This window comes from Rhodanobacter soli (genome assembly GCF_039523495.1).
GTDB lineage: Bacteria > Pseudomonadota > Gammaproteobacteria > Xanthomonadales > Rhodanobacteraceae > Rhodanobacter > Rhodanobacter soli.
Genome location: NZ_BAAAFK010000002.1, coordinates 1 through 21,985 on the forward strand (window position 1 = coordinate 1; position 21,985 = coordinate 21,985).

At 64.7% G+C, this 21,985-nt stretch carries 22 protein-coding genes, 1 tRNA gene and 1 rRNA gene; 12 read left to right on the forward strand and 12 right to left on the reverse strand.

Annotation, left to right across the window (positions count from 1 at the left end):
• Positions 1-161: 161 nt before the first annotated feature.
• Positions 162-275, forward strand: a 5S ribosomal RNA gene (rrf, locus tag ABD024_RS15030).
• Positions 276-524: 249 nt separating this feature from the next.
• On the forward strand, positions 525-1,208 hold the full coding sequence (locus ABD024_RS15035) for a rhomboid family intramembrane serine protease (protein WP_343854810.1): 684 nt from the start codon (positions 525-527) through the stop codon (positions 1,206-1,208).
• 4 nt (positions 1,209-1,212) lie between these two features.
• On the opposite strand, the gene ABD024_RS15040 is transcribed toward ABD024_RS15035, so the two are convergent.
• Positions 1,213-1,941 (reverse strand): glutamine amidotransferase, encoded by a 729-nt coding sequence (locus ABD024_RS15040; RefSeq protein ID WP_343854814.1) that lies wholly within the window; start codon positions 1,939-1,941, stop codon positions 1,213-1,215.
• Between the two features lie 33 nt (positions 1,942-1,974).
• Positions 1,975-3,795 (reverse strand): type IV pilus assembly ATPase TfpB, encoded by a 1,821-nt coding sequence (gene tfpB / locus ABD024_RS15045; RefSeq protein ID WP_343854817.1) that lies wholly within the window; start codon positions 3,793-3,795, stop codon positions 1,975-1,977.
• A 97-nt stretch (positions 3,796-3,892) separates the two neighbouring features.
• Here tfpB and glyQ point away from each other — a divergent pair, with 97 nt between their 5' ends.
• Together glyQ and glyS are read left to right on the forward strand one after the other, a co-directional pair.
• Complete coding sequence (gene glyQ / locus ABD024_RS15050) at positions 3,893-4,816, forward strand: glycine--tRNA ligase subunit alpha (protein WP_343854821.1); 924 nt, start codon at positions 3,893-3,895, stop codon at positions 4,814-4,816.
• Complete coding sequence (gene glyS, locus ABD024_RS15055; RefSeq protein WP_343854823.1) at positions 4,813-6,960, forward strand: glycine--tRNA ligase subunit beta; 2,148 nt, start codon at positions 4,813-4,815, stop codon at positions 6,958-6,960. The genes glyQ and glyS overlap by 4 nt, the downstream gene beginning before the upstream one ends.
• Positions 6,961-7,029: 69 nt before the next feature.
• Here glyS and ABD024_RS15060 read toward each other — a convergent pair whose 3' ends face one another.
• Positions 7,030-7,593, reverse strand: a complete 564-nt coding sequence (locus ABD024_RS15060; RefSeq protein WP_343854828.1) for a helix-turn-helix domain-containing protein — start codon at positions 7,591-7,593, stop codon at positions 7,030-7,032.
• A gap of 280 nt (positions 7,594-7,873) precedes the next feature.
• On the opposite strand from ABD024_RS15060, the gene ABD024_RS15065 reads away from it, so the two are divergent.
• Positions 7,874-10,933: a TonB-dependent receptor gene (locus tag ABD024_RS15065; protein WP_343854831.1), complete on the forward strand. Its 3,060-nt coding sequence runs from the start codon at positions 7,874-7,876 to the stop codon at positions 10,931-10,933.
• A gap of 240 nt (positions 10,934-11,173) precedes the next feature.
• The gene (locus ABD024_RS15070) at positions 11,174-13,048 is read left to right on the forward strand and encodes an MFS transporter (RefSeq protein WP_343854837.1); all 1,875 of its coding nucleotides are present in this window, start codon (positions 11,174-11,176) and stop codon (positions 13,046-13,048) included.
• An 11-nt stretch (positions 13,049-13,059) separates the two neighbouring features.
• Here ABD024_RS15070 and ampE read toward each other — a convergent pair whose 3' ends face one another.
• From ampE to ABD024_RS15115, 9 genes are all read right to left on the reverse strand, one after another.
• Entirely contained in the window at positions 13,060-13,929 is an 870-nt protein-coding gene (gene ampE, locus ABD024_RS15075; RefSeq protein WP_343854839.1) for a regulatory signaling modulator protein AmpE, read from the reverse strand.
• A 70-nt stretch (positions 13,930-13,999) separates the two neighbouring features.
• Positions 14,000-14,701: a hypothetical protein gene (locus tag ABD024_RS15080; protein ID WP_343854842.1), complete on the reverse strand. Its 702-nt coding sequence runs from the start codon at positions 14,699-14,701 to the stop codon at positions 14,000-14,002.
• A gap of 64 nt (positions 14,702-14,765) precedes the next feature.
• Complete coding sequence (gene nudC, locus ABD024_RS15085) at positions 14,766-15,740, reverse strand: NAD(+) diphosphatase (protein WP_343854844.1); 975 nt, start codon at positions 15,738-15,740, stop codon at positions 14,766-14,768.
• 11 nt (positions 15,741-15,751) lie between these two features.
• Positions 15,752-16,120, reverse strand: a complete 369-nt coding sequence (gene erpA / locus ABD024_RS15090; RefSeq protein WP_343854846.1) for an iron-sulfur cluster insertion protein ErpA — start codon at positions 16,118-16,120, stop codon at positions 15,752-15,754.
• A 46-nt stretch (positions 16,121-16,166) separates the two neighbouring features.
• On the reverse strand, positions 16,167-16,595 hold the full coding sequence (locus ABD024_RS15095) for a bactofilin family protein (protein WP_343854849.1): 429 nt from the start codon (positions 16,593-16,595) through the stop codon (positions 16,167-16,169).
• A complete protein-coding gene (locus ABD024_RS15100; protein ID WP_343854852.1) occupies positions 16,582-17,337 on the reverse strand; it encodes a DUF6776 family protein in 756 nt (251 codons plus the stop codon). The genes ABD024_RS15095 and ABD024_RS15100 overlap by 14 nt, the downstream gene beginning before the upstream one ends.
• Positions 17,338-17,441: 104 nt before the next feature.
• Positions 17,442-17,912: a bacterioferritin gene (bfr, locus tag ABD024_RS15105; protein WP_343854856.1), complete on the reverse strand. Its 471-nt coding sequence runs from the start codon at positions 17,910-17,912 to the stop codon at positions 17,442-17,444.
• Positions 17,913-18,040: 128 nt separating this feature from the next.
• Complete coding sequence (locus ABD024_RS15110; RefSeq protein WP_425543168.1) at positions 18,041-18,247, reverse strand: (2Fe-2S)-binding protein; 207 nt, start codon at positions 18,245-18,247, stop codon at positions 18,041-18,043.
• A 56-nt stretch (positions 18,248-18,303) separates the two neighbouring features.
• A complete protein-coding gene (locus ABD024_RS15115) occupies positions 18,304-18,864 on the reverse strand; it encodes an RNA pyrophosphohydrolase (protein WP_343854861.1) in 561 nt (186 codons plus the stop codon).
• A 181-nt stretch (positions 18,865-19,045) separates the two neighbouring features.
• Here ABD024_RS15115 and ABD024_RS15120 point away from each other — a divergent pair.
• The 6 genes from ABD024_RS15120 (at position 19,046) to atpE (ending at position 21,895) form a co-directional block, all read left to right on the forward strand.
• Positions 19,046-19,122, forward strand: a tRNA-Met gene (locus ABD024_RS15120).
• A 55-nt stretch (positions 19,123-19,177) separates the two neighbouring features.
• A complete protein-coding gene (gene queD / locus ABD024_RS15125; protein ID WP_343854864.1) occupies positions 19,178-19,540 on the forward strand; it encodes a 6-carboxytetrahydropterin synthase QueD in 363 nt (120 codons plus the stop codon).
• A gap of 152 nt (positions 19,541-19,692) precedes the next feature.
• Complete coding sequence (locus ABD024_RS15130) at positions 19,693-20,082, forward strand: phasin family protein (protein WP_343854866.1); 390 nt, start codon at positions 19,693-19,695, stop codon at positions 20,080-20,082.
• A 262-nt stretch (positions 20,083-20,344) separates the two neighbouring features.
• On the forward strand, positions 20,345-20,710 hold the full coding sequence (locus tag ABD024_RS15135) for a hypothetical protein (RefSeq protein WP_343854868.1): 366 nt from the start codon (positions 20,345-20,347) through the stop codon (positions 20,708-20,710).
• Positions 20,711-20,713: 3 nt separating this feature from the next.
• On the forward strand, positions 20,714-21,532 hold the full coding sequence (gene atpB / locus ABD024_RS15140) for a F0F1 ATP synthase subunit A (RefSeq protein ID WP_343854871.1): 819 nt from the start codon (positions 20,714-20,716) through the stop codon (positions 21,530-21,532).
• Between the two features lie 69 nt (positions 21,533-21,601).
• A complete protein-coding gene (gene atpE, locus ABD024_RS15145) occupies positions 21,602-21,895 on the forward strand; it encodes a F0F1 ATP synthase subunit C (protein WP_343854875.1) in 294 nt (97 codons plus the stop codon).
• The last annotated feature ends 90 nt before the right edge of the window (positions 21,896-21,985 follow it).

Sequence of the window (21,985 nt, forward strand, 5' to 3'; positions counted from 1 at the left end):
ATGCGTTCAGCTAACTGATACTAATGAGCCGTGAGGCTTGACCATATAACCCCAAGACGCTTCGTGTGTCCGCAACACCCTCGATTCGAATTCACCTCGACGCTTGTCACTCGTTTACACCCTATGTGGAGCCGGCGCTTACGCGCTGCTCCCACCCCTTCCCTGGCGGCCATAGCGGCGTGGTACCACCTGATCCCATCCCGAACTCAGAAGTGAAACGCGCATGCGCCGATGGTAGTGTGGCTTTGCCATGCAAGAGTAGGTCACCGCCAGGGGCTTTATCCTTAGAAGGCCTCCCCATCCGGGGAGGCCTTCGTCTTTATGGCGTCGGTCGTTCCGCGGCGATCACCGATCGCTGGCTGCAACAGGTCACCGCCAGGGGCTTTATCCTGAAACACCCTCACCGGCAACGCTGGGGGTTTTTCTTTTATGTCGAAGGGCCGACCCCGTCATCGTGGGCAATCCGTCATCGCCTATGATGGCGGGCATACGCGGCCCGGCGCATGTCTGGGGGAGAGCGACTCTTGTTTGTCCATGTCGAAACACGTCGCCGTCCCCGTTGGCACTGGGCAACCCTGTTGGTGGTAACGGTCTGCGTGATGTGTTTCGTGGGTCTGGCGTTGACCCCTGCCACGCAACGGATTTCCCTGTTGCTGGAATGGGGCACGGTGCCGGCGAACATCTTCGACCCGCATGAGGCGCTGCTGCCGCAGTTTACCGATCCCGCCTTGCTGCGGCTGTTCACGGCGCTGTTCATCCATGTGACTTGGCTGCATCTGCTGAGCAACCTGCTGTTTCTGGCGATCTTCGGTTTGCCGGGCGAACGCGCGTTGGGCTCGCTGCGGTTCCTGCTGCTGTTCGTGGTGGGCGGGATCGTGGCGAACCTGATCGGTGCGTTGTCCCTGACCGGCGTCCGCCTGCCGATCATCGGCTGCAGTGGCGCGGTATCGGCGGTGGTCGGCACGTATGTGGCACTGTTTCCGCGTGCCCGGCTCGGTCTGGTGCTGCCGCTGGGCCTGTACCTGGAGTTTGTGCGGGTGCCGGCGTTCCTGCTGATCGGCCTCTGGGTTTTGCTGCAATTGCTGTTCAGCTATGCGGGGCCAAGCTACGGCGCCTACGTCTGGTGGGCGCACATCGGGGGTTTTCTGTTCGGCGTGGTGTTCGCGTTGTTCTCGCGCGATGCGATTGCCCGCCGCCTGCGCGGCTGAGGTCTCAGCCGGTGGTCGCGGTCCAGCGGTGGTGGCGTGAGAACTGACGCAGCAGCCGGCGAGCGATCGGCGTGGCCGCTACGGCACTGAAAACCTGCTGTGGGTCCGCACCTTCGCGTCGGATGTCGGCATGCTTGCGCCGGATGTAGGCGCGCATCACCTCAGCGTTGAACTCCGGGTGGAACTGCGCGCTGAGCGCATGCGGTCCATAGCGCAGCAGTTGATGTGGGTCGCGCGCCGATCGGGCCAGCACGGCAGCCCCGCCTGGTGGTTCGATCACGCTTTGTTCGTGCGTGGTGTGCGCGCGGAAGCTGGCCGGCAGCCCGCGCGCCAGCGGATCCTGCGCGCCGGCGTCTGACAACTCGATGGCCTGGGTGCCGATTTCGCGCCCGCCCGGCAGGTAGTCGACGCGCCCGCCCAGCGCATGCGCCATCAGCTGGTGGCCATAGCAGACGCCAAACAGTGGTAGTTCAACATCCATCGCATCGCGAATCCAGCCGGCGGTGCGCTCGCTCCACGCCAGGCGCTCGGTGACCATGGCGGCCGAACCGGTGATGATGGCCCCGGCAACCTCCTGCGCGGCCGGCAAGGCTTCGCCCGCAGCGACGTCGACGATCCGCAGCTGCTGCGGGTGCAGCCCCGCGCCAAGCCGGAACCAGTGGGGGAAGTCGCCGTGGCGGGCCCGGATGCGATCCGGCGCGCGGCCGGTGCGAATGATCAGTACGGGTTTCATGCGAGGAATCGGTTGCGCATCATCTGGACGTCTTTACGGCTGAGTATCGTCGAACGCGTCGATCGGCGGAAGCACGGTGAGGATCTCCTGCACGGTAGTCAGTCCGGCCGCCACCTGGTCCGCGGCCGAGATGCGCAGCGGACGCATGCCTTCGGACAGTGCGGCCTGGCCAAACCCGCTGAGATCGAGCTGGGCGGAGATCATGCCACGCAACCGCGGCGACAGCTTCAGCATCTCGTAGATGCCGGTGCGGCCGAGGAAGCCGGTATTGCGGCATTCCAGGCAACCGATCGGCTGGAACACCTGCTGCGGCAACGGCATGTCCCAACCATGGGTGAGTACGGTCCAGGTCTGCCGGTCTTGTGCGCTCACCTGCTTGCAATGCGGGCACAGCGTGCGCACCAGTCGCTGTGCCACCACACCGGTCAGGGTGGACTGGATCAGGTAATGCGGTACGCCCAGATCGAGCAGGCGGGTGACCGCGCTGGGGGCATCATTGGTGTGCAGGGTGGACAGCACCAGGTGGCCGGTGAGCGAGGCCTGTACCGCCATCTGCGCGGTTTCCAGGTCGCGGATCTCGCCGATCATGATGATGTCGGGGTCCTGTCGCAGCAGCGTGCGCACGCCGGCGGCAAAATCCAGGTCGATCGCCGCATGCACCTGCATCTGGTTGAATTCCGGCGAGACCATCTCGATCGGGTCTTCCACCGTGCACACGTTGAGTTCCGGCGTGGCCAGGTGCTTCAGCGTGGAATACAGCGTGGTGGTCTTGCCCGAACCCGTCGGACCGGTGACCAGCACGATGCCGTGCGGCCGCTCCACCATGCTGCGCCAGTTGGCGCCCTCGCGAGGGGAGAAGCCGAGTTGGGCGAAATCCTTCACCACCAGGTCTGGATCGAAGATTCGCATCACTACCTTCTCGCCGAACGCGGTGGGCATGTTCGAGATGCGCAGCTCCACCTCGCGGCCGGAGGACGAACGGGTCTTGATGCGGCCGTCCTGCGGGCGGCGCTTCTCGGCCACGTCCATGCGCGCCAGGATCTTGATGCGCGCGGTCACCGCCGTCATCACCGGCGCCGGCAGCTCGAACACCTTCTGCATGATGCCGTCGATGCGGAAGCGGATGTGTCCGGTGTCGCGGCGTGGCTCCAGGTGGATGTCCGAGGCGCGTTGCTCGAATGCGTACTGCAGCAGCCAGTCGACGATGTGCACCACATGGCGGTCGTCGGCGCCGACTTCGCCGCTCTTGCCCAGCTCGACCAACTGCTCGAAATTGAGGATGGCAGAAGAGGCATCGCTGCTGCCCTTGGCGTCCTGCGCCAGCTGGATCGAGCGCTGGACGCCGTAGAATTCCTGCAGGTAGCGGTTGATGTCGATCGGGCTGGCCACCACGCGCTTGATGTCCCGCCGCAGCATCTGCGCCAGATCCGGCGCCCAGCCAGCTTCGAACGGCTCGCAGGTGGCGAAGGTCACCTCACCCGGACTGGCCGCGATCGGCAGGATCCGGTGGCGCTTGGCGTAGGCATGGCTCACCACCTGGGTCGCCGAGGCGACGTTGATCTTCATCGGATCGATCTTCAGGTACGGCAGCCCGGCGTGGCCGGCCAGCCACTCGGTCAGGGCTTCCAGGCTGAGCGGTCGGCCCTTTTCGTGCTGGTTCGCCAACTTGGCGTTCGCGATCAGCACCAGCGGGTGCAATTCGACCGTGCTGCGGCCGGCCCGGACACCCATGCGCACCTGCTTGGCGTCATCGGCCAGCAGGTAACCGTCGACCACCAGTGTCGCCAGCAGTTCGTCCAGCTCCAGTCGGCCACGCCGGCCGAGCAGGGATGCGATTTGCGGTGAAGCGGCCATCCGGATGCGTCCCCCACGATGCGTTTTCCGACCGGAACCCGGTGGAAAAGCGAGCTGCGGCTATACTAACGCGCTTTACCCAAGGTCACGGAAAACCATGTCCGCACGCACCTTCCAGGATGTGATCCAGACCCTCAACCGCTACTGGGCGGCGCAGGGCTGTGTGCTGCTGCAGCCGCTCGACACCGAGGTCGGCGCCGGCACGTTCCACCCCGCCACCTTCCTGCGCGCGCTCGGTCCCGAGCCTTGGGCCGCCGCCTACGTGCAGCCCTCGCGCCGACCCACCGATGGACGGTATGGCCAGAACCCGAACCGCCTGCAGCATTACTACCAGTACCAAGTAGTGATGAAGCCCAATCCCGAGAACATCCTGGAGCTGTACATCGGCTCGCTGAAGGAACTTGGGCTGGATCCTCTGATACATGATCTGCGTTTCGTCGAAGACAACTGGGAGTCGCCAACCCTGGGCGCTTGGGGACTGGGCTGGGAAGTCTGGCTCAACGGCATGGAGGTCACCCAGTTCACCTACTTCCAGCAGGCCGGTGGCCTGGAATGCCGCCCGGTGACCGGCGAGATCACCTATGGCCTCGAGCGGCTGGCGATGTATCTGCAAAACGTGGACAACGTCTACGACCTGATCTGGACTGATGGTCCACGTGGCATCGTGACCTACGGCGACGTGTTTCACCAGAACGAGGTGGAGCAGAGTACCTACAACTTCGAACACGCGAACGTGCCCGAATTGCTGCGCTGGTTCGACGTGTGCGAAGCCACCGCGAATCAGCTGATCGCGGCGAACCTGCCGCTGCCGGCGTACGAACAGGTGATGAAGGCCAGCCATACTTTCAACCTGCTCGATGCGCGCCGTGCGATCAGCGTCACCGAGCGCCAGCGCTACATCCTGCGCGTGCGCACGCTGTCGCGCAGCGTGGCCGAGACCTATGTGGCGCAGCGCGAGAAGCTCGGCTTCCCGGGTCTGAAGCACGCGCCGTCGAAGAACGCGAAGGAGCAGGCCGCATGAGCGCCGCCAAGTCATTGCTGATCGAGTTGGGCACCGAGGAGCTGCCGCCGAAGGCGCTGGATGAACTGTCCGCTGCCTTCCTGCGCGGCATTTGTGACGGCCTGGCCAAGCGTGGCATCGACGCCGGGCTCGACCTGGCCCAGGCTTATGCCTCGCCTCGCCGCCTCGCCGTACATGTACCTGCGGTGGCTGCGGCACAGCCGGAACAGGCGCTGGAACGGCGTGGTCCGGCGTTGAATGCCGCGTTCGATGCCGAGGGGCAGCCGTCGAAAGCGTTGCTCGGCTTCGCGCAATCCTGCGGCGTCGGTGTGGAGCAGCTGGAAAAGCTGGAAACCGACAAGGGCGGCTGGTTCGTCTGGCGGACGGTCAAGCCAGGTCAGCCGGTGGCGGCACTGCTGCCCGAAATCATCGACGAGGCGCTGAAGACGCTGCCGATCCCGCGGCCGATGCGTTGGGCCGACCACGACTACAGCTTCGTGCGTCCGGCGCACTGGCTGGTGATCCTGCACGGCGCCGACATCATCGATGGCAGGGTGCTGGGCCTGAACAGCGGCCGCAAGTCGCGCGGCCATCGCTTCATGCATCCGCAGCCGGTGCACCTGGCCGACGCGGACGGCTGGCTGGATGCGATGCGGGCCTGCAACGTGCTGGCTGATCCGCGCGAGCGGCGCCAGCGTATTCGCGACCAGGTCAGGCAGGCCGCCGGAGTGACCGGTGGCGTGCCGCGGCTCGACGATGCGTTGCTGGACGAGCTGGCCAACCTCACCGAATGGCCGGTGGCGATCGCCTGCACGTTCGAGCGCGAGTTCCTCGGCGTGCCGCCCGAGGCGCTGGTGACCACCATGGTGGCGAACCAGAAGTTCGTGCCGGTGTTCGACGTCGACGGCAAGCTGACCGAGCACTTCATCGGCATCGCGAACATCGAGAGCAAGGACCCGGCCGAGATCCGCAAGGGTTATGAGCGGGTGATCCGGCCGCGCTTCGCCGACGCCAAGTTCTTCTGGGACGAGGATCTGAAGACGCCGCTGGCCGGCTACCAGGAACAGCTCAGGGACGTCACCTACCAGCAGGCGCTGGGCAGCCTGTGGGACAAGAGCGTGCGCGTGGCCGAACTGGCGCGGATCGTCGCTAACCGGGTCGGCGTCGATGCCGGCGCGGCCACCCGCGCCGCTTCGCTGAGCAAGTGTGACCTGCTGACTCGCATGGTCGGCGAATTTCCCGAATTGCAGGGCGTGATGGGTCGTTATTACGCCAGCCATGACGGCGAGCCGGCGGTGGTGGCCGAGGCGTTGGACAGCTACTACCAGCCGCGTTTCGGCGGTGATGCGATCGCCGCCGACCGGCTCGGTCAAGTGCTGGCCGTGGCCGAACGGCTGGATACCCTGGCTGGCATCTTCGCGGTCGGCATGAAACCCGGCGGCAACAAGGATCCGTTCGCCCTGCGCCGCGCCGCGCTGGGTCTGGCACGCACCCTGATCGAAGGCGGCCTCGAACTCGATCTGCGCGGCAGCTTTATTGAGGCGCTGGAACTGCTGCCGGACGCGGCGCTGGCTGCGGGGCTGAAGCCAGGCAAGGACGGCAAGCCGCCAGTCCTGAACGCGGGCCAGCGACGGGCGATCCTGACTGACGAGCTGTACGACTTCGTGCTCGATCGCCTGCGCGGCTACTACGCCGAGCAAGGCTTCGACAATGCTCAGTTCGAGGCAGTGCTGGCGGTGCAGCCAGCGAGCCTGGCCGATTTCGATCGCCGTCTGCGTGCGGTGGCCGAATTCGGTCGTTGCCCGGAAGCGGTCAGCCTGGCTGCCGCCAACAAGCGCGTCGCGAACATCCTGCGCAAGCAGGCCGAGGAGGCCGGTGCGCCGCCCATCGGAAGGGTCGTCGATCCGGCGCATTTCGAGGCGGATGCGGAGCGCGAACTGGCCGACGCGCTGGCCTCGGCACAGCGGGACAGCGCCGCGGCCCTGGCCGTCGGCGACTACACCGCCGTGCTGGCGCGCTTGTCGCAGTTGCAGGTGCCAGTGGACGCATTCTTCGACAACGTGCTGGTGAACGCCGACGCCCCGGCCGTGCGCGCCAACCGACTGGCCCTGCTGGGCCAGCTGAAGGCCCAGTTCGGCGCCATTGCCGACATCGCGCTGCTCTGACTGAGCGCACAAAAAACGCGGCAGCCCAGATGGCTGCCGCGTTTTTGTGCGCTCGGACCGGGCTGCGGGTCAGACCGTGCCACGCTCCTTGTGGACCCTCTCGGCGAGTTGCTGGTTGAACGTCACCATGGCGAGCGGATCCAGATGGGAGCCGCCTGGGCCGAGCATTTCGTAGAGCTGAGTCAGCAGATCGGTGTTCTCGGACAGCGAGAGATGGCTGTCGGCCAGGCTCAGCTCCGACTGCAGGATGCGTACGGCCGTATCCAGTCGCTGTGCGTCGACCGCAGTGGTGACCGCATGGTTGTGCGTAGAGACCATGCGACCGTGAGAGCGGTGTGATACGGCCTTTTCCGAACTGTACTGCTCATCCGCACCAGCATGGGTGGGATCGATTTGCAGCGTTCCTTCACCAGCCACCAGCCAGACCAGTGAGATACCCAGCGTCCTGGCCAGTGTGACGCAACGCGCGCGCGACGGATCGGTGTTGCCGTCGCGCCAGCTGCGTACCACGCCTTCGGAGAAGCCGCACATTCGGGCGATCTCGGTGGCGCTTCCTACGCGCTGGATCAACAACTTGATGCGTTCGGCAAATGTTTCCGCGACGAGCGGATTCGTTATTTTTTGCGTATCCATGGGGGAGACCGCCGTGCTGTGGAGTGGGATTAGCGCAAGTTCATGGCGTAAGTCAAGCAGAGAAATACAGGAAATGAAGTTACGGAAGTGTTGACCTTCGTGATTCCTTGAATTAACGTCGCAATAACTTGCGTAGGAATTTGCGCAGGAACGCACGTTAAATCATGTGGATGAGCATGGGCTAGGTGTCTCGCTTGGGACGCCGCCGTTGGATATTTGAACACACAAAAAGTTTCATGTGCCCGGGTGGCTCGGGCTGAACCTTGGGGAGTTACCAATTATGAATTCACGTAAAACCTTTATGACGCGTCAGTTGCGTCGCACATCGTTGGCGATCGGACTGGGCTTGTGCCTGGCCGGCACGGGTGTGCTGGCGCAGTCGACCACCGGTAGCATCTTCGGCCAGGTTCAGGCTGGCAGTGGCGAAACCGTGATTGTCAAGAGCTCGTCGGGCATCACCCGCCAGGTCGCGGTTGACTCGGCTGGTCGCTATGCGGTGGATTCCCTGCCGCTGGGCAACTACACCGTGACCCTGCAGCATGACGGCCAGGCCGTCGATTCGCGCTCGAACGTCACCCTGCGTGTGGGTTCGGGCACGGAAGTTTCCTTCGGCCCGCAGGACGCCCAGAACCTGTCGGCGGTGACAGTGCAGGCTAACGCCCTGCCGACTATCGATGTCAGCGGTGTTGACTCGCGCACGATCATCACGGCCGAGCAGCTGGCCCGCCTGCCGTTGGCGCGCAGCGCCGAGGCGATTGCCCTGTTGGCTCCGGGCGTGGTCGAAGGCAGTGGCTTGTTTAGCGGTCCGACCGGTGGTTCGGTGGTGTCGTTCGGTGGCTCCTCAGTGACCGAGAACGCGTATTACATCAACGGCTTCAACACCACCGATCCGCTTGGTGGCTTCGGCGGCCTGACCCTCCCGTACGGTGCGATCGACCAGCAGGAAATCCTCAGCGGCGGTTACGGTGCAGCCTACGGTCGTTCCGATGGTGGCGTAATCAGCCAGGTCGGCAAGCGAGGCACCAACGAGTGGCACTTCGGTGGCCAGATTCAATGGACCCCGACCGACCTGAGGAGCGACCCGAAGAACTTCTACTACGTCAACAAGGACGGTTCGCAGGGCAAGATCCGCCAGTACCGCAAGAACAACAAGTCGTGGACCACCACGGTGGACGCCTATGTCGGCGGCCCGCTGATCCAGGACAAGCTGTTCCTCTTTGCGGCCGTCGAGGCACAGCGTCAGCAGGGCGAGTCGACTGGCTCCAACGTGGCGCCATTCGTTACCCATTACCGCTACGACAACCCGAAGTGGTACGGCAAGCTGGACTGGAACATCACCGACAGCAACATCCTTGAGCTGACCGGCGCGTCGAACAAGTCGTCCTACCAGGGCGTCTTGAATGACTACGACTACGCCACCAACACCGAGGGCGGCTTCAACAGCAACGATACCTCGACCAAGAAGGGCAGCGACCTCTACTCGGCCAAGTTCACCAGCTACCTCACCGACGACCTGACCCTGACCGCGCTGTATGGCGAGATGAGGGGCACGCTGTACAGCAATACCCCGGGTTACGATCCGACCAACCCGTACCTGCTCACCCCGGACAAGCAGAACCCGGCGTTGACGGGTGGCCAAGTCATCACCAATAACCAAACCCTGTTGCGGATCGCGAATCCGGCACACAGCACCAAGAACACCAACCTGCGCTTCGACCTGAGCTACCGCTTGGGTGATCACACGATCATCGCCGGTATCGATAACCAGACGGTTCATGATGCCGACGACGGTACGGTGACCGCGGGTCCGGGTTACGCTTGGGAATACAACGACAGCACGGGCAAGACCCCGGCGACCTACATCACCGGTGGCCCGGTTGCCAACGGTGCGGGCTGGCAGAGCCAGCCGTGGGTGGAGGCTCCGGCGGGTTATGCCGGCGGCCAGACCGGCTACTACGCGGCCCGGTACGTCTACAGCAACAATTCGTCGGTCAAAACGACGCAGCGTGCCCAGTACATCGAAGACAGCTGGCAGGTCAATGACCGCTGGTTGGTCAAGCTCGGTCTGCGCAATGACCAGTTCACCAACTTCAATGGTGACGGCGTTCCGTATCTGCGTCTGACCAGCCCGCAGTGGGCTCCGCGCGTGGGCTTCAGCTGGGACGTGAACGGTGACTCCAGCTTCAAGGTGTACGGCAACGCCGGTCGCTACTACCTGGCGATGCCCGCCAGCGTGGCGCTGCGTTCGGCCGGTGCCTCGCTGTATACCCGTGAGTACTTCACGTATACGGGCATCGACGCGAATGGCGTTCCGACTGGTCTGACTCCGATCAAGAGCAGCACCGGCGGCCCGATCTCGGCCAACCTGGAATACGGCATTCCGCGTGATCCGAAGACCGCAACTTCGAGCACTCTCAAGTCCGAATATCAGGATGAGTACATCGTCGGCTTTGACAAGAAGCTGGGCGACTCGTGGGTGTACGGTGCCAAGGCGACCTACCGCAATCTGCGCAACGCCATCGATGATGTCGGCGACTCGTTCGCGATCATGGACAAGATGGATGCCATGGGTATCGATCCGGCTACCTATGATCCCGACTCGATCCAGGGCAGCTACCTGGTCAATCCGGGTCGCTCCAACACCTTCGTGATCCCCAAGATCGGCGGTGGCTACTACGATGTGACGATGGATTGGGCGAAGGATTTCCACTTCAACACCACGCTGAAGCGCAAGTACTACGGCCTGAACCTGTTCTTGGAGCATCCGTTCGACGGTAAGTGGTTCGGTCGTGTCGACTATCTGTGGTCGCGCAGCTACGGAAACAGCGAAGGCCAGGTTCGTACGGACATTGGCCAGGCCGACGTCTCAGCCACGGTGGACTGGGATTACGCTGCCGTCATGGATTACGCCAACGGCTCGCTGGCCAATGATCGTCGCCATCAGATCAAGGCGTTCGGCTCGTACCAGGTCGCCCCGGAATGGATGGTGTCCGGTAACCTGGCGATCATGTCCGGTGCGCCGCGTACCTGCCTGGGTTATTACGGCGAGGGCCAGACCAACCCGGGTCTTGGCTATGGTCCGTACTACCACTTCTGCAAGGGTCAGCCGTCGTCGCCGGGCGCTTCGCGTGAGGCCTGGACGTACCAGCTCAGCCTGAGCACCGAGTACCGTCCGCTGTGGGCTGACAAGAAGTTGGCGTTCAACGTGATGGTCAACAACGTGTTTGACAGCCAGAAGACCACGCAGACCTACGCGATCGAGGCGAGCTCCAGCTTCCGACGTCCGTATACTGCACAAACCCCGCGTTATGTCCGTTTTGGTATCTCGTACGACTTCTGATGGTCTGAAGCAGTACGCATAACGTGGTAGTTACAAGAAAAGCCGCCGGGGTTACCTCGGCGGCTTTTTTGTATACGGCTGAATGCGGCATCGGGCACTATGGGTGCCATCAGGCGGCAACGTGAGAGCCATTTTCAGGCAAGCGGCCTTCGTTGGGCCTGATGCGCGCTCGCTCGTGGCAATAATCTCGCGGACGGGGTCGGTGGGCTGACGCGGACGCTTTCTCTTTCAGGGCATCGCATGAGCCAATTCGCATTGCTGGGCAAGCGGCGCTTTGCGCCGTTCTTCTGGACCCAGGCGCTGGGGGCGTTCAACGACAATGCGTTCCGCAATGCGCTGGTGATGCTGGTGGCGTTCCAGATGGGGCTGGGTGACCGCACGGTGTCGCTCTACACCAACCTCGCGCCGGCGTTGTTCATCATTCCGTTCTTCCTGTTCTCCGCCACCGCCGGCCAGCTGGCCGAGAAGTACGAGAAGAGCCGGATCATCCGCTACGTGAAGCTGTTCGAGATCGGCGCGATGGCGCTGGCTGCGTACGGTTTCTACACGCACCACACCACGCTGCTGCTGGTTGTGCTGTTCATGATGGGCATGCATTCGGCCACGTTCGGGCCGATCAAGTACGCGATCCTGCCGCAGGCGCTGAAGCCGGACGAGCTGGTCGGTGGCAACGGGCTGGTCGAGATGGGCACGCAGATGGCGATGCTGGTCGGCATGATCGCCGGCAACTCGCTGATGCTGGTGGCCGGCGTAGGGCCGCTGCTGGCGTCCGGCGCCACCATCGCGGTGGCGATGGCCGGCTATCTGGCTTCTCGCCGCATTCCGCCTGCGCCGGCAACCGCGCCGGAATTGGAGTTCAACTGGAATCCGTTCAGTGAAACTGCGCGGGTATTGGCGATCACCCGCGCCGATCGCGCGGTGTTCAACGCGGTGCTCGGCATTTCGTGGTTCTGGTTCTTCGGCACCGTGCTGATCGCGCAGCTGCCGATCTACACGCGCGAGACGCTGGGCGGCGACGGTTCGGTCAACACCCTGGTGCTGACCCTGTTCTCGATCGGCACCGGCGTCGGCGCGCTGCTGTGCGAGCGGATGTCGGGCCGGCGGGTGGAAATCGGCCTGGTGCCGCTGGGTGCGTTCGGACTGACCGCGTTCGGCATCGACCTGTACTTCGCGCAGCACGGCGTGGCGGCGGTGCGCGGGCTGGACTGGCTGGCCTTCCTGCACGGCGCGGGCAGCTGGCGCGTTGCGCTCGACCTCACCCTGATCGGCGTGTTCGCCGGCTTTTACGTGGTGCCGCTGTTCGCGTTCGTGCAGGCGCGCGCACCGCGCGAGAAGCTGTCGCGGATCATCGCCGGCACCAACATCCTGAACGCGCTGCTGATCGTGGCGGCGGCCGGTTTCGGCCTGGGACTGGGCGCGCTGGGCATGGATGCGCCGCAGATCTTCCTCGCCGCGGCGCTGCTCAACGTGCTGGTGGCCTGGTACATCTTCACCCTGGTACCCGAGTTTGTGATGCGCTTCATCACCTGGGTGCTGGTGAACACACTGTACCGGCTACGCGCTGACGGCACCGGGCAGATTCCCGAAGAAGGTCCGGCGTTGCTGGTGTGCAACCATGTCAGCTTCATGGACCCGCTGTTGCTGATGGCGAACCTGCGTCGGCCGGTGCGCTTCGTGATGTATTACAAGATCTTCAACATCCCGCTGCTGAGCTTCGTGTTCCGCACGGCGAAGGCGATCCCGATCGCCGGCCACAAGGAGGATCCCGCGGTGCTGCAGCAGGCCTACGATGCGATCGACGCCGCGCTGGCGGCGGGCGAGGTGGTGTGCATCTTCCCCGAAGGCGGGCTGAGCACCGACGGCGAAATCGCGCCGTTCCGGCCGGGCGTGGAGAAGATCCTGGCGCGGCGGCCGGTGCCGGTGGTGCCGATGGCGCTGCGCGGCCTGTGGGGCAGCGTGTGGAGCCGACGCGACTCGATGCTGCATCGCGCCCGTTTGCCGCGGCGTTTCCGGGCGCGGGTGGAACTGGTGGTCGATGCACCGCGTGCGCCCGCACAGGTCACCGCGACAACGCTGGAGGCGCGGGTGCGCGAGTTGCGCGGCGACCTGGCTTAGGTCGGATTCCTTCAGCCGACCCAGCTGCCGATCACGATCAGCGCCACCACGCTCAGCCATGCCAGCAACGCACGCAGCAGGGTGCTGCGCAGGCGCCGCAGTTCCGCCAGCGGGTCGCTGTGTTCCTCGGCGTAGCCGTCGCCGGCCTCGATGTCGATCAGCACGTCGGCCTGTGCCGCCACGCCCAGGAAACCCGGGCCGGCGTCATACCAGCTGGTCGGCGCGGCCTGACTGTGCCAGCGCCGCCAGGCGCCGATCACCGCTTCCCAGTGGCCGACCACGGCCAAGGTGAAGGTCAGCAGCTGCGCCGGTAGCCAGTCCAGTGCGTTGGCCACGTAGCCGGCGGCGCGACGGCTGTCCGGATCGAGCCGCAGCGCGTCGTCACGGCCCAGCGTCTGCGCCAGCCGGTACAGCAGCGCGCCGGCCGGGCCGAGCAGGAAGAACCACAGCAGTACGGCGAAGCGCCGGCGCAACGCGGCATAGGCGACCGCCTCGCCCAGCGCCGGTGCGTTCCAGGGGATCGGACGGCCGTCGTCGGCCAGCGTCTGTGACGCGGCTTCGCGGCTGGCGTCATCCGGGGCGTCCAGGATCGCTTCCAGGTCGGCTTCGAATTCGCGCGGACCGAAGCAGTACAGCAGCACCGCCAGCGCGAACAGCAATGGCAGCAACTCGCCCAGCGGCGAACGCCCGAGCGACCATTCGAGCAGCACGCACACGATCAGCGGCAGCAGCAGTGCCAGCGCCACGCGCCCGCCACCGCTGGTGTCTGCCAATTGCGCCACCCAGCGCCGGAACAGGCCGTCGCCGCGCCAGCGTGCCAGTTGCGGCAGGACGTGCAGCAGGCCAAGGGCGACGAGGGCGACGAGCAGACTGATGGCCATGATGGAACAGACTCGCGGACAGTAGCTGCCATTGTAAGCGACCGCTCGGCGTCGACAGCATGCGCTGGCGTCAGTCGTTGGAGATGGCCCGACGGGAGGCCGCATCGATGGTGGCGTCGGCTGCGGTGCGAGCGGCTTGCGGGCCGCAGCCGTCGGCGTCGAGCGCGCGTTCCACCAGCTGGCGCGTGACGAACTGGTTGACGCTGCGTTCCATCTTCATGCGCTCGTATTTGCAGCGGCTGGCCGTGCTCATCGCGCGCACGACTTCCTGCAGGCTCGGGGTGGTCCGCAGCTGGATACCCGGGTGCGGCGGTGCATCCGAACCGGGCAGGCGCACGCGCGGCGTCTGTGGCGCGTCGCGCAGGCCTGCATCCAAGGCCGCGGAACGGTAGTCGCCGGGACCATCGGGCACGCTTGCTGGCGGGGTGACGACGACAGTGTGCGGCGGCGTGGTTGCGCTCGACGGCAGCGGTGCGGCCACCAACGCCGCCGGGTGCGCCGCTCGGGGCCGCAGCGGTCCCGGCGGCAGGCTGGCAGGTCGTGGTTTGTCGGGTCGTATCACGAAGCTGAGGCGCAGGGCTTCGTCATCGTCGTGGATGGTGGTGCGCGCCGATCGGTACGGCGGCATAGGGCGCAGCACCAGCGCCATGGTGACCAGGTGCAGTGCGGTGACGCTGCCGAGGACCACGCCGCGGCGCAATGTGGCACGCCAGGCGGGGTGCGCACGCGATCGCCCACGGGCGTCGTATAGCAGAGTGCTTCGGTGCGCCATGGCCGATCCTTGGTGGTGGATGCGGCTGGGACCGGCAGATCGGTGTGAAGTTCGCGCCAGCGGATCAGCGTGACGGGGTATCGGCAACCAGCGCGTCCAGGTCCAGCCCCGCGCGCTGCTGCAGCCAGTGCGCCAGCAACTGATAGGACACCGACAGTCGCGTGGAGGGCAGGAAGCTGCCGTCGGCAATGCCGTCGACGATCTGCTGCGGGGTGAACCAGCGCGCGTCTTCGAGCTCGTGGTCGCGCATGACGATCTGCCGCGACACGGCGGTGGCGATGAAGCCGACCATCAACGAGGCCGGCATCGGCCACGGCTGCGAGGAGTGATAGCGCACTTCGTCGACGATCACGCCGGCTTCCTCGGCCACCTCGCGGCGCACCGCATCCTCCAGCGCCTCGCCCGGCTCGATGAAGCCAGCCAGGGTGGAGTAGCGGCCGGGCGGCCAGCCGGCCTGGCGGCCGAGCAGGCAGGCACCGTCGTGCTCGACCAGCATGATCACGGCGGCATCGGTGCGCGGGAAGTGCAGGCGCGCGCAATCCGGGTTGGTGCATTGCGCGCGATGGCCGGCGGCAACCAGCCGCAGCGTTGCGCCGCAATGGGCGCAAAAGCGCGTCTCGCGCTGCCAGTGCGACAGGCCCTTGGCATAGGCGAACAGGCTGGCCTCGTCGGCCGCCAGCTGCAGACCGGCGCTGCGCAGATTCATGCGGCGTGCGTCCAGCGCACCTTCGAGTTCGCCGATGCGGGCGGGATCGTCCACCACCAGCAGGAAATGCGGGCGTTCGTAGGCGATGCCGAGCAGGCTGGCGTGCAACTCGCCCAGCCATTGTTCGCGTTCGTTCACGTCGAGCCAGCGCAACACGTCGCCATCGCGGCGCAGGAACGCTTCGCCGCTGGCGTCCAGCAGCAGGTAGCGCGCCGCCGGCGAGCGTGCCTGTTCGACGATCCACATCGATTCGTCGCGCGACTCGGCGACGCGGTTCAGCACCAGGCTGAGCCCGGCGAACGTGTTCGGCGGTGGCAGTTTGGCCCGATCCATCGGCGGCGTGCTCAGGCGGAAAACGAGGAGCCGCAGCCGCAGGTGGTCTTCGCGTTCGGGTTGCTGATCACGAATTGCGCGCCGCTGAGGTTCTCGGCGTAGTCGATCTGCGCGCCGGTGAGGTATTGCAGCGACAGCGGATCGCATAGCAGGGTCACGCCCTCACGCTCGATCGCCAGGTCGTCCTCAGCCTGGGCCTCGTCGAAGGTGAAGCCGTACTGGAAACCCGAGCAGCCGCCGCCGGAGATGTAGACGCGCAGCTTCAGCGCCGGATTGCCCTCTTCGGCAATCAGCTCATGCACCTTGTGCGCGGCGGCGGCGGTGAACACCAGCGGGGCACCGCTGCTGCGGTAATCGGGGATCGCGATGAGAGTTTCCATGGTCATCTAGATGGGGGCGTGGCGGACTGTAGCCAAGCATACCGCTTCAGGCCGGCATGGCCTCGTCGAGTTCGGCGTCTGGTGCCGGCAGTTCACGTTGCGCCTCCTCGACCTGGCGCGAAATGCGCCCGTTGACCTGCGCGCCGGCGGCCATTTCCAGCGTGTGGTAGCGCAGATCGCCGTCGATGCGCGCCAGCGGCGCCAGTTCCAGCCGCACGCTGACGACGACGTCGCCGGTCACGTGGCCATTGATCACCGCCTGCGGTACATGGATCTCGCCGTGCACCTGACCGTGCTCGCTGAGCGTGAACATGGCATCGTCGCCCTCGCCCAGCACGGTGCCCTCAATGCGGCCGTCCAGGTGCAGCGCGCCGCTAAAGCGCAGGTCGCCGCGGATCACCGTGCCGCGCGCGATCAGGCTGGTCTCATGACTGGTGTTGCGATCATTGCGATCGTTGCGTCTACGGTTGAGCATCGCGATCCCCTTCGGCGTTGGTGATGTTTCCGCTCAGTGCGGCGCCCCATGCGACGGCACGGTTGACCGGCTCGCCGCTGACGGGCTGAATGCTGATGCGCAATCGCGTCGGGCGGAAATCCGCCGGCAGCACGATGGTGCCGTGCAATTGCTGGAAATAGGTGAAACGGAATGGCAGGCCATCCTTCTGCGCGGCATCGCCCAGCGCGGGCCAGTCCAGCCGTGCCACCTGGTCGCCGCGCAGACCTTCCACGCTGACCAGGGCATTGCCGGAAATCTCGTTGCCGCGTTTGGCATTCTGGGTCAGGCTGAGGCTGAGGTTCCAGCCGCGCGAGCCGACGATCGGCTGCAACTTCACTTCCTGCAGCTTCAGTCCCTGCCGTTGGGCGTCGCCGCCGACCAGTCGCGCGTAGAAACCCAGGTCGGCACGCAAGCCGTTGAGCTCTTCCTCGCGCTGGGCCAGGGTGCCGCGCAGCGAGCGGGTGGCGACTTCGTTGACCTGGGCCGCGCGCTGCAGGTTCGCGAGCTGCTGCTTCAGGTCGTCGATCTGGCCGAGCAGGGCGCGCTGCTGGCGGTTGTCGACGGCGGCAGGGGCGTTCGCCCGCCAACCCAGCGCAGCAACGACCAGGCCGACCACCAGCAGGCTGCCGAGCCAGGCCAGGCCCAGCCACAGCCAGCGTCGGCGCTGGCTGGCATCGTCGTGTCGGCGCACGACAAAACGCGGTGGTGGTCGTGAGGCCATGCGGCGCGTTCCGGGGAAAACCGAAGGTATAGCCCCGGCGTGATGAAAGCGTCAAGGAACGGGTGCACGCTTCGATGCGCAGGCCTCGATGCAACCGCCGTGGCTCAGCCCTGCATCTTGCTTTGCAGGTAGCGCTCCGCGCCGATGTCCTTGATCAGGCTGAACTGGGTTTCCAGCCAGTCGATGTGTTCTTCCTCGTCGTGCAGGATGTCCTTGAACAGATCGCGGCTGATGTAGTCGGCGATGCCTTCGCTGTATGCGATCGCCTCGCGCAGATCCTTCACCGCGGCCAGTTCCAGGTCGAGGTCGCCCTGCATCGATTCCAGCGCGTTCTCGCCGATGCGCAGCTTGCCCAGGTGCTGCAGGTTCGGCAGGCCATCGAGGAACAGGATGCGCTCGATCAGGTGATCGGCGTGCTTCATCTCCTCGATCGATTCCTTGTACTCGTGCTCGGCCAACTCGGTGTAGCCCCAGTCCTTGAGCATGCGGTAATGCAGGAAGTACTGGTTGATCGCGGTCAGTTCGTTGTAGAGCACCTTGTTGAGGAACTCGATGACCTTGGCATCACCTTTCATGGTCGTTCTCCGATCAACAGACGACTTGGACTATACGAATTCCATGCGGGAATCGACGGAATGAGAATGGCAATGGTTTGCCTGTGCGGAGCAGGGCATCCGCGCATGGCGAGCAGAAGATGAAGGACTCAGGCGGTGGCGAGCGGCAGCTGGCAACGGACCTGCGATACCGCCTGGTCGAACGTGGCGCGGGCTTCCTGTTCGCAGCAGCCGCAGCAGTCCGAGCAGCCGGTGCGGGCCTGCAGTTCGGCAAAGGTGTGTACGCCATCGGCCGCTTCGCGGCGGATGTCGTGGTCGGTGACGGCGTTGCACATGCAGATGTACATGGCGCGTATAAGAACGCGAATACGAATGATTGTCAACAAGCAGTTGGCGGGCCGCGGCAATCCGTTCAGGCGACGGCGCGGCCGTCGCCTGGTCCGGTCGGTGGCGTGTCGGCGTTGTCGCGCGGCGGCAGGGTGCCCAGCTGCACGCTGAACAGGTCTTCCACCAGCGGGGCGAAGTGGCGCAATGCCCGTTCGTATACCTGCCGCTTGAAGTTGACCACGTGCGCGGCGGGGTACCAGAAGTCGACCCAGCGCCACAGGTCGAACTCCGGCTTATCGCAGGCATCCAGCTTCAGCGCATCCTCGCCGCCGACCAGCTTGAGCAGGAACCAGACCTGCTTCTGGCCGATGCAGGTGGGCCGCTGGTGATGGCGTACATAACGGTTCGGCAGGCGATAACGCAGCCAGCCGTGGGTGGCGCTGATGACCTCGACGTGGTGCGCGGCGAGGCCGGTCTCCTCTTCCAGTTCGCGGTACATCGCCTCCAGCGGGGTCTCGTCCGAGCGCATGCCACCCTGCGGGAACTGCCAGCCGTCGCGATTGATCCGGCGCGCCCAGAACAGCCGGCCGTCTGCATTCAGCAGCACGATGCCGACGTTCGGGCGGTAGCCATCTACATCAATCATGTCGCCTCCTGGAGTCGAACGGCGCAGCCACAGTCGACAAGACCGCAGCGACTCCTGCAGTCGATTCAACCACGGCGCGCGAAGCGGCGGCAAGCGGCGGACTTGAACCGACCGGGTTACCCGACTACACTGCCGCGCCCCGCCCGCATCGTTCCGATCCGGCATGGCGGGTTTCCCCCAAGGCTATGTAGCTCAGCCGGTTAGAGCACAGCACTCATAATGCTGGGGTCGGTGGTTCGAGTCCACCCATAGCCACCAAACGCGTCGTGCGTGTTTTCTGCCGCCGGCCCATCATTTTTCGCAGGCGTCCGCCATGCATATCTTCAAGGTGTTTCAGATCGAGGCGGCGCATCGGCTGCCGAACGTGCCGGCCGGGCACAAGTGCGCGCGGTTGCATGGGCATTCGTTCCGTATCGAGATCCATGTGACGGGCGAGCCGGACCCGCAACTGGGCTGGGTGATGGATTTCGCCGACGTGAAGGCGGCCTTTGCGCCGCTGTACGAGCAACTGGACCATCACTATCTCAACGAGATCGAAGGGCTGGGGAACCCGACCAGCGAGATACTGGCGCGCTGGATCTGGCAACGGCTGCAACCGCGCCTGGCCGGGTTGGACAAGGTGGTGGTGCACGAGACCTGTACCTCGGGAGCCAGCTGCAGCCGCGACAGCTTTTGACGCGTCGCGGTAGTACTTGAGGTGGTCATAAGTCACCGTTTTTCATGAATGTTTCTTGACTTGGCTGTGCATGTACGAAAATATATGTTGCATTGCAACAGAAACGTTGCTAGAGTGCATGCCACTACCCCATCCTCAACGAGGACTACGTCATGACGCAGCAACTCAACAACCAGCTTTTCGCTTTCACCAAGCAGTTCACCGATAGCGCGTTCAAGGCGCAGTCGCTGGCCCTGAAGGGTCTGGAGACGGTCACCGAGCTGCAGCTCAAGGCGCTCGAGGAGCAGGCCAAGGTCTCCGCCGAGTTCGTCGCCGAAGCGCTGGAAACCCGCGACATCAACGGCCTGCGCAGCCTGTGGGAAAAGGGCACCAGCCTGGGCCGCGACAACGCCGAGCGTGCGGTGGCGGTTTCGCAGGAAGTGCTCGCGATCACCCAGAAGACCGCCGAGTCGCTGAATGCGCTCGTGCAGGAGCAGCGTCAGGCCGCGAACGACGCCGTTGTCGCGCCGGTCGCCGCTGCCAAGAAGGCTGCCGCCAAGTAATCCAGCCATACGTCGCAGTTCACGCGATGAAACAGGGCCGAACCTCGTGTTCGGCCCTGTTTGTGTGTACGGTCGCAGGAAGATGCGGGCGGCGACAGGCCAGGAAGTGCAATCCGTATGGGCGGATTCTGGTGGTCCGGACACGATGCCGCAGGCTGCACGGCTTGTCCGCACAATTGCCGCACTGATATACTTTTGCGGATTGGATCGTGGCCCGTAGCTGTATCGGTGCCGCCTGACGCAGGCCGCGCGGAGACGCTACGTGCTCAATAGTCTTGCCTCTGGTCGACGCCTCGCCTTGCGCATCATTTTGCTGCAGCTTGCTGTGGCGCTGCTGGCTGGCCTGGTTTTCCTGATGCTGGGGCGCCGCGAAGCGGTGTCGGCAGCGGCAGGTGCGGCGCTGGTGGCGCTGGGTACCGCGCTGATGTCGGCGCGATTCTTCAGCGGCCTCGGCGGAGCGGGCCTGGCGTTGAGCCGCCTGCTGACGGGCATGTTCCTGAAATGGATCGTGATCGTCGGGGGGCTGGTCGTGATCCTGTTCCAATTCAAGTTGCCACCGCTGGCCGCCATCACGGGGTTGGCGGCGGCTTACGCGGTTTATCTGCTGGCGTTCAGATTCAAGGGTTGATCCATGGCAAGCGAGCCGCAGGGCGGTCTTACCGAATACATCCAGCACCATCTGCAGCATCTGACCCCGCACTCGAGCGAGGGCGGTTTCTGGGCGGTGCACGTCGACTCGGTCACCGTGTCGCTGGCGCTGGGCGCGATGTTCTGCCTGTGGTTCTGGCTGAAAGCACGCAAGGCCACGGCCGGCGTGCCGGGCAAGGGGCAGGCCTTTGTCGAGATCGTGCTGGAGTTCGTCGACGGTCAGGTCAAGGACGTGTTCCATGGCGACCGCCGCGTGCTCGGGCCGCTGGCGCTGACCGTGTTCGTCTGGGTGTTCCTGATGAATGCGATGGATCTGCTGCCGGTCGACCTGTTGCCGTGGATCACCGAGAAGTTCGGTATCGGCCACTTCCGCGCCGTGCCCACCGCCGACGTCAACATGACGTTCGCGATGTCGCTGACGGTGTTCATCCTGATCATCTTCTACAGCTTCAAGGCCAAGGGCGCCGGCGGCTACATGCACGAGCTGTTCACCGCGCCGTTCGGCAAGCATCCGCTGCTGTGGCTGCCGAACTTCGCGCTGAACCTGGTCGAACTGGCGTCGAAGCCGGTGAGCCTGGCAATGCGACTGTTCGGCAACATGTACGCCGGCGAGCTGGTGTTCATGCTGATCGCCGGTTTGTTCAGCGCCGGCGCGGGCATCGCGGGCTGGGCGCTGTATGGCGCGGGCATCATCGGTTACACGGTGTGGGGCATCTTCCACATCCTGATCATTTCGATCCAGGCGTTCATTTTCATGGTGCTGACGATCGTGTACATCTCGATGGCGCATGACCATCACTGAGTGAAGTTTTCGCGACATCCGTTTCTGTAAATCAACTTTTCAGCTTCAATTTTTTTTCAGGAGATCACCGTGGAACATCTCGTTCAGTTTGCACAAATCCAGGGCTTCACCGCCATCGCGCTCGGCCTGATCATCGGTTTCGGCGCACTCGGCGCCTGTATCGGTATCGGCATCATGGGCTCGAAGTTCCTCGAAGCCGCTGCCCGTCAGCCGGAGCTGGTGCCGCTGCTGCAGGGCCGCATGTTCCTGCTGGCCGGCCTGATCGACGCGGCGTTCCTGATCGGCGTGGCGCTGGCGATGTACTTCGCGGTGGCCAACCCGCTGCTGGGCAAGGTGCTGACTGCTGCCGGCGCAGGCCAGTAAGAGTCGTCGTTACGGCGCGCGTCGTTGTGGCGCCGCCGTCTGTTCGGCACGGGTATCTGATACCCGTGTCTGTTCCATTCCGTATTTGCA

Excerpts from the sequence above, each read along its gene's own strand:
- ABD024_RS15040 (WP_343854814.1), bottom strand. The coding sequence starts at position 1,941 with ATGAAACCCGTACTGATCATTCGCACCGGCCGCGCGCCGGATCGCATC.
- tfpB (WP_343854817.1), bottom strand. The coding sequence starts at position 3,795 with ATGGCCGCTTCACCGCAAATCGCATCCCTGCTCGGCCGGCGTGGCCGA.
- glyQ (WP_343854821.1), top strand. The coding sequence starts at position 3,893 with ATGTCCGCACGCACCTTCCAGGATGTGATCCAGACCCTCAACCGCTAC.
- glyS (WP_343854823.1), top strand. The coding sequence starts at position 4,813 with ATGAGCGCCGCCAAGTCATTGCTGATCGAGTTGGGCACCGAGGAGCTG.
- ABD024_RS15060 (WP_343854828.1), bottom strand. The coding sequence starts at position 7,593 with ATGGATACGCAAAAAATAACGAATCCGCTCGTCGCGGAAACATTTGCC.
- ABD024_RS15065 (WP_343854831.1), top strand. The coding sequence starts at position 7,874 with ATGAATTCACGTAAAACCTTTATGACGCGTCAGTTGCGTCGCACATCG.
- ABD024_RS15070 (WP_343854837.1), top strand. The coding sequence starts at position 11,174 with ATGAGCCAATTCGCATTGCTGGGCAAGCGGCGCTTTGCGCCGTTCTTC.
- ampE (WP_343854839.1), bottom strand. The coding sequence starts at position 13,929 with ATGGCCATCAGTCTGCTCGTCGCCCTCGTCGCCCTTGGCCTGCTGCAC.
- ABD024_RS15080 (WP_343854842.1), bottom strand. The coding sequence starts at position 14,701 with ATGGCGCACCGAAGCACTCTGCTATACGACGCCCGTGGGCGATCGCGT.
- nudC (WP_343854844.1), bottom strand. The coding sequence starts at position 15,740 with ATGGATCGGGCCAAACTGCCACCGCCGAACACGTTCGCCGGGCTCAGC.
- erpA (WP_343854846.1), bottom strand. The coding sequence starts at position 16,120 with ATGGAAACTCTCATCGCGATCCCCGATTACCGCAGCAGCGGTGCCCCG.
- ABD024_RS15095 (WP_343854849.1), bottom strand. The coding sequence starts at position 16,595 with ATGCTCAACCGTAGACGCAACGATCGCAATGATCGCAACACCAGTCAT.
- ABD024_RS15100 (WP_343854852.1), bottom strand. The coding sequence starts at position 17,337 with ATGGCCTCACGACCACCACCGCGTTTTGTCGTGCGCCGACACGACGAT.
- bfr (WP_343854856.1), bottom strand. The coding sequence starts at position 17,912 with ATGAAAGGTGATGCCAAGGTCATCGAGTTCCTCAACAAGGTGCTCTAC.
- ABD024_RS15115 (WP_343854861.1), bottom strand. The coding sequence starts at position 18,864 with ATGATTGATGTAGATGGCTACCGCCCGAACGTCGGCATCGTGCTGCTG.
- queD (WP_343854864.1), top strand. The coding sequence starts at position 19,178 with ATGCATATCTTCAAGGTGTTTCAGATCGAGGCGGCGCATCGGCTGCCG.
- ABD024_RS15130 (WP_343854866.1), top strand. The coding sequence starts at position 19,693 with ATGACGCAGCAACTCAACAACCAGCTTTTCGCTTTCACCAAGCAGTTC.
- atpB (WP_343854871.1), top strand. The coding sequence starts at position 20,714 with ATGGCAAGCGAGCCGCAGGGCGGTCTTACCGAATACATCCAGCACCAT.